This is a genomic window from Nostoc cf. edaphicum LEGE 07299, assembly GCF_015207245.1.
Classification (GTDB): domain Bacteria; phylum Cyanobacteriota; class Cyanobacteriia; order Cyanobacteriales; family Nostocaceae; genus Nostoc; species Nostoc edaphicum_B.
The window spans coordinates 1-5,490 of sequence record NZ_JADEXF010000304.1 but is presented as its reverse complement, the minus strand read 5'-3'; the positions used below and the strand labels follow the sequence as shown (position 1 = coordinate 5,490).

General features: G+C 43.6%; 5 protein-coding genes. 1 reads left to right on the top strand and 4 read right to left on the bottom strand.

Annotation, left to right across the window (positions count from 1 at the left end):
* Window positions 1–2: 2 nt before the first annotated feature.
* Window positions 3–719: a biliverdin-producing heme oxygenase gene (locus tag IQ229_RS11160; protein WP_194043688.1), complete on the bottom strand. Its 717-nt coding sequence runs from the start codon at window positions 717–719 to the stop codon at window positions 3–5.
* 1,040 nt (window positions 720–1,759) lie between these two features.
* Here IQ229_RS11160 and IQ229_RS11155 point away from each other — a divergent pair.
* Window positions 1,760–3,997: a DUF1796 family putative cysteine peptidase gene (locus tag IQ229_RS11155; RefSeq protein WP_194043686.1), complete on the top strand. Its 2,238-nt coding sequence runs from the start codon at window positions 1,760–1,762 to the stop codon at window positions 3,995–3,997.
* Window positions 3,998–4,227: 230 nt separating this feature from the next.
* Here IQ229_RS11155 and IQ229_RS11150 read toward each other — a convergent pair whose 3' ends face one another.
* The 3 genes from IQ229_RS11150 to IQ229_RS11140 all read right to left on the bottom strand — a co-directional run.
* The gene (locus tag IQ229_RS11150) at window positions 4,228–4,401 is read right to left on the bottom strand and encodes a hypothetical protein (RefSeq protein ID WP_194043684.1); all 174 of its coding nucleotides are present in this window, start codon (window positions 4,399–4,401) and stop codon (window positions 4,228–4,230) included.
* A 2-nt stretch (window positions 4,402–4,403) separates the two neighbouring features.
* A complete protein-coding gene (locus IQ229_RS11145) occupies window positions 4,404–4,877 on the bottom strand; it encodes a type II toxin-antitoxin system VapC family toxin (protein ID WP_194043682.1) in 474 nt (157 codons plus the stop codon).
* A 126-nt stretch (window positions 4,878–5,003) separates the two neighbouring features.
* Window positions 5,004–5,490: amidase family protein (locus IQ229_RS11140; RefSeq protein WP_265582973.1), on the bottom strand; the 487-nt coding region annotated here is incomplete at its 5' end.

The following is a 5,490-nucleotide window of genomic DNA, read 5'->3' as shown; positions in this document are numbered from 1 at the left end:
AATTAATTAGCCGCAGCTATTTCAGTGCTACCTGAATTCTGAGAACGAGTGAGGCTATTAAAGAGAACTTGACCGAGTGCTTTAATTAAACTTCCCTCTAACTCTTGAGCCATCTTTAAATTGAACCCAAAGGCATTATTGGCTTCTGCAACAATCCGTTCTGCTGTTATATCATCAACGGGCAATGCATTTAATGCCTGACGATACTTATCCTTAAATGCCTTTTTGTCAGGAATTTGCTCAAAGTTGTAAAAAGATGTGCCTTCATAGCCAGAAAGCTTTAGGGCTGATTGAGCAACTTTTTGTAGCATTTGACCCCCAGAAAGATCGCCCATGTAGCGAGTGTAGGCATGACCTAGCAATAAGGCTGGTTCACTAGCAGAAATTTCCCTAATGCGGTCAATGTAGCTCTGGGCAGCAGGTGAAGGTGTAATTTGCTCTCTCCAATTATCCCCATAATAGAACACCATGTCTTTTTCGAGCGACGATTGGCGATTAAGTTCAGGAAAGTAAACCGCACTAATCACAGGATGCTCTATATGCCTCTCTAATGCCGCTTCTAGTTCGCTGTAGACGTAATACAAGTTGCTTAAGAATTTGGCAAAGCAGTCTCTATCCACAACTCCTTGCAAAAAACATTTCATGAATGCCACATTTTCCGCTGATGTGTGGGCTTGTTGAGTTCCAGAGCGGAGTTTGATGGCTAAATTGCTACTCATTGTTGCTTCCTTCATGTTCAAGCGCAAGGTTTATCGGCAGTCACCGACTCAGGATGCCTGCCACGACCAGCTAAAAAATTGTTATTCTAGGTTTAGAAAGGATCTGCATCACTTTATCCAACAAGTACAACTGCCGATGCAAATCCCAGCTATTTTTATTTATCCTAAGATTATTTAACTATTCATTTATATATAGCTATTTAGATATTAATATTTATTTATGTTTTTCTGATGCTCCTATTTAGACACATCCCAGTAGGGGCGCAAGGCCTTGCGCCCCTACCGTGTAGTTACCTGAAAATAGCTTTAATTTCTGACCTTAATCTGAAAACTAGCAGAGATTAATAACAGCGATACCTACGGCGGCAAAGTATGCGAACTCATTGTAAAATGCTGCCAAAAATCATTGGTGTCAACTTAAGCTGAAAGCCTTTTCAAATCTCGTTTCCAGCCTCTGGGCTGGAAATGCACTTCAATTGCGGCTCTGCCGTCTCCGACTGGGAATGAGACAATATAAAAGCTGGTTCTAGGCTGGCTTTCACGTTAAGTTGACACCAATGGCCAAAAATTACCCTTGATAGACTGCATTATTGGGTATCCATTGCAGACTTACCTAATCAAACCTGTCGATATTAAATCATTGAGAAGGACAGTTTATTGGACATCTGCTGACAAAGAATGTAGAGATAAGTTAGCGCAGTTAGGTGAAGCCTAGTCCAATTTTGCATTTCTACCAGGATTTTAATGCTACTGAAGGACAAATTTAACTTAATCTTATCCTTTTTTTGATTTGTTCTTAGTTGTACTAAGACTTTTAATACAATAGATTGTATTTAAGAAGTATAAAATTCTTCTATAAAAATCCGATTTAATTTTTGAAAAGCTTGCCTGCTGTAGCTTTGGGTGATGTAAATCAGAGCTTAAGTATACTTAAAAAGATTAATACCGGATTGTTAAGAGTTCTATGTGATATTTTCAAAACCGATTTAAGGATTCAGTTGACCGTTTGGTATTGTCCTCACTAAATCAGGATAAACTCTATGTATCGATTCCAGATCAGTGCATACACTCAAACGGGCGAATCCATTGGTCTGGTGGGTTCTACTCCAGAGTTGGGATTGTGGGATATTAGCAAATGTGTTCATCTGCGTACAAGTGGCGATCGCTATCCTTTATGGTGGACAGATGAAATTGACATTCAAGAGCCAGGCGGTCCACAGAGAGTTGAATACAAGTACGTGCGCCTCGATGTCAACGGCAACGCCCAATGGGAGAGCTTACTAGATACAAACCGCTGGATTCCAATCGATTCTAAAGATCGTGTCAGCACAATTATTGTGGATGATGGCGCATTCAGTTATTTACAAGCTTATCCGTTTGGATATATTGAGAAGCCTGCTGTTAAAATCCCCCTGGATCGAGAGCCTGAAGGTTTAAAAATTGTAGTAATTGGCAGTTCCGTCGCAGTAGGTCATAAAGCTTGGTTTTTGAAAGGTTGGGTTTGGCTGTTGGCACAAGCTTTACAGCAAAAATATGGGCATAAACTCCTAAATGTGTCGGAAGTGGGGGCGAATGTCAGCAGAACGATCGCTCGATTTCCCCGGTTTGTCACCCCAGAACAACCAGATATTGTGATTATTGCCCTGTCTTTAGGCAACGAAGGATTAGCCCACTGTCCCCCTCATGAACGGCGGGCAGTACAGCGGCGGTTTGAAAGTGGCTTGCAGCAGCTTGTGAAAATGACGCGCGACATCGGAGCAATCCCAATTCTGGGCGGAGTCTATCCCAACGGTGATTATTCCCTGGAACATTACTCGTTGATACGAGACACACACAAACGAATGCTCAGTTGGGGCGTACCTGTACTGGATTGGTTGGCAGCCGTAGATGATGGACAAGGACGATGGAAAGCGGGGACATCCTTCGACCCGGCTCACCCGAATACAGTCGGTCATAGCCTTATGTATCAGCAGATCGATCACCATTTATTTGATATCGACAAAGACGAATTAGCAAAAGAAAAACAACGCTTCCGGCAACAGAATGAATTTCCCATCTACTTTGATAATGGGGGCTTTCATGTCTCTATCTGCATGGAAGAGAAGTGTTTACGGATTGTTAATTCATCGGAATACAGCTACACGATCGCTCCCTATTGGCAGGAACTACAAACTGCACTGCAAAGTAAGGCTGGATTGATATCAGGTATTTACATTGCGAAGAATACCCAGGCGGGGACGCTCCCCTTCTTTGCTGTAGAGGATGGTGCGATCGCAACTACAATAAACATCCCCCCTAATATCGATCTAGAATATAGCCCCGCCTTCAATCTCTTTTCGCCGAACAACGTTTTATTCTATGACGGGCATTTGGGGATTTTGCAAGCGGATGAACGTCACCTCTGGATAATCAACGAATCAGACAACGAGTACAACATTCAGCCGATGTGGACGGAAGTTTGCAACGCCCTTAAAGCTATGCCATCGGGTGTTTATGAAGATCCGTTTTATCCCGATGTCCCTTTTCGCACGATGATGATTGGTAAGGATGGGCTAGAAAGCCGGGTGAAAGCACCACCTAAGTCTGCGGTGTTATTCCAATACAAATGTGAGTTATCGGATATCAGCCGTGTGGCGATTCTTCCCCTTGGCGATCGCTGTGCCGTCCGTATGATGTTGTATAAAATGGAGTATGACGGCCCCGCCTTTCCCTTCGATTTGGCGCGCACCACTAATATTGCAGATGTTGCGGATGCGATCGAACACGGTTTTGATGATATGTGGAACCCTGCTTATTTGCATTACAGTCCTGATGCAGGTAGGATTTACCACAGTAAGTGGTCGGGTTTATCCTTTGCCCATGAAGTCGAAGAGACAGACGACCCAACGAACGATATGTTTCCTGTCTATGAACGGATGCGCATTCGCTACACAGCACGTTCTGAAAGGTTTTGGTATGCATTGCGGCACTGTGACAAAGTGCTTTTTGTTCGTACAGGAATTAGCGAGCGCGGTGGTGTGATAGATTTAGTCAACAAGCTAGAAAAACAATGTCAGGGGAAACCATTTCATCTCTTGCTTCTTTCTCCCCAAAGCAGTGATGAGTTTTTAGACCTTCCCAATGTGCTGCATTACAATGTCGAGTTTAATCCCGATCGTATGTATGAAGATTTAGGACACTGGATGTATTGCACAGAGGTAATGCGAGGTATTCTGGAATCCCTTGGTGTGTCCAGCAAAAACCTCTTTTGGTGTCCACCCAAAATACCGAAGGGGTGAGGAATTAAGTAGGGGCGATGCCTGCGGCGGGCTACGCCAACGCATTTGTTATTTCGGCGTTCGCATTTGTTATTTCGGCGTTCGCATTTGTTATTTCGGCGTTCGCATTTGCTATTTCGGCGATCGCATTTGCTATTTCGGAGTACTCATTTGCTATTTCGGAGTACTCATTTGCTATTTCGGCGAACTCATTTGCTATTTCGGCGTACTCATTTGCTATTTCGGTGTACTCATTTGTTATTTCGGCGACTGGGTTGTTTGAGTGGCTGTGAAATGATCTGCCGATTACTTACAGCTTGTTTTTGTCGCAAATCATCACAAATTGCTTGTAAATCGTAGTTGAAAGCCTTTGCATGTTCTTCTCTAATTCTATAAATCTCTTCAAGAATTTCATCTTTCCACATATCTACTCTCCCATTAGTTCGTAGGGTGTACAAAGGGTTGGCAACTCGTATCCGGCATCAAGACTGATTTGGGCTAGCTTCTTCTGGATTTGAGCATTGGCAATATGCTTACAGTTCCACGTTAACAGATAGTCCAATCCGTAAACTGTAGCCGCCGCAATATGAAGCGCATCGTCAGCAGCTTTCGGTGGAAGGCTACTTTTTGCGATAAATTGTCCTGCTAAATTTTGAACAGCTTCACTGACTTCAAGCAAAGGAAAATCACGCACTATTTCAAGTCGCTTCGTTGCTATCTCTGTATTGCCTCGTGCTACTTCATCCAAAACCACTTGAGAAATGTAGAGCATAAACCGATCGCGACGTGTGTCCCACCATTCCCGTGTAGCTTCTAAATTAGCCATTAGGATCAAGTTGTTACTGGGTCTAGCAGTCAAGTAGCCAACAATACTGGTTTCGATGTAAACAGTTTCGCTCATCTGGTATTAAGCTGTGAACTTTCTCATGTTATCCGAAGTCAAAAACCATAAACTGCGTAGGTTGGATGGAGGAACGAAACCCAACCGTATTAAGTTATAACGGTGAAGTTTAATTGCTGCCATTCTTCAATAGCCCAATGGATGCCGGAAATCACCAACCACTTTATCAAGTTCTTGAGCGATCGCCAACAACTCCATCTCACGCCATCGTTTGCCAACAATCTGCATCCCAATCGGTAAGCCATTATGAGTTTGCCCAATCGGAATCACCACCGCCGGATGACCACTCAAATTAAATGGCATAGTGTAAGCTCCGTTTGCCACCGCATGAGGATAGGATTTGCCCTCAATATCAATGGCGCTCCAAGCCGGACAATGGGTAAATGCAGGAGTTGCTGTCACAGGAGTGAGCCACACATCCCACGCTTCTAAAGCTTCATCCATTTGGGCAATGAAGCGATCGCGCTCTGTAAGTGTCTCGAAATATCCTCTAAGGCTGGGATTCAAAATTTCTGGCAGAAAGCTGCTGAAATTCCCCAATTTTCGGAGTTTTTTGTCGCCTTGAGTCGCTGTGCGAAAGAGTAACTCTAAGCTGCGTAGCACATTATAGCGA

Excerpts from the sequence above, each read along its gene's own strand:
- IQ229_RS11150 (WP_194043684.1), bottom strand. The coding sequence starts at position 4,401 with ATGTGGAAAGATGAAATTCTTGAAGAGATTTATAGAATTAGAGAAGAA.
- IQ229_RS11160 (WP_194043688.1), bottom strand. The coding sequence starts at position 719 with ATGAGTAGCAATTTAGCCATCAAACTCCGCTCTGGAACTCAACAAGCC.
- IQ229_RS11145 (WP_194043682.1), bottom strand. The coding sequence starts at position 4,877 with ATGAGCGAAACTGTTTACATCGAAACCAGTATTGTTGGCTACTTGACT.
- IQ229_RS11155 (WP_194043686.1), top strand. The coding sequence starts at position 1,760 with ATGTATCGATTCCAGATCAGTGCATACACTCAAACGGGCGAATCCATT.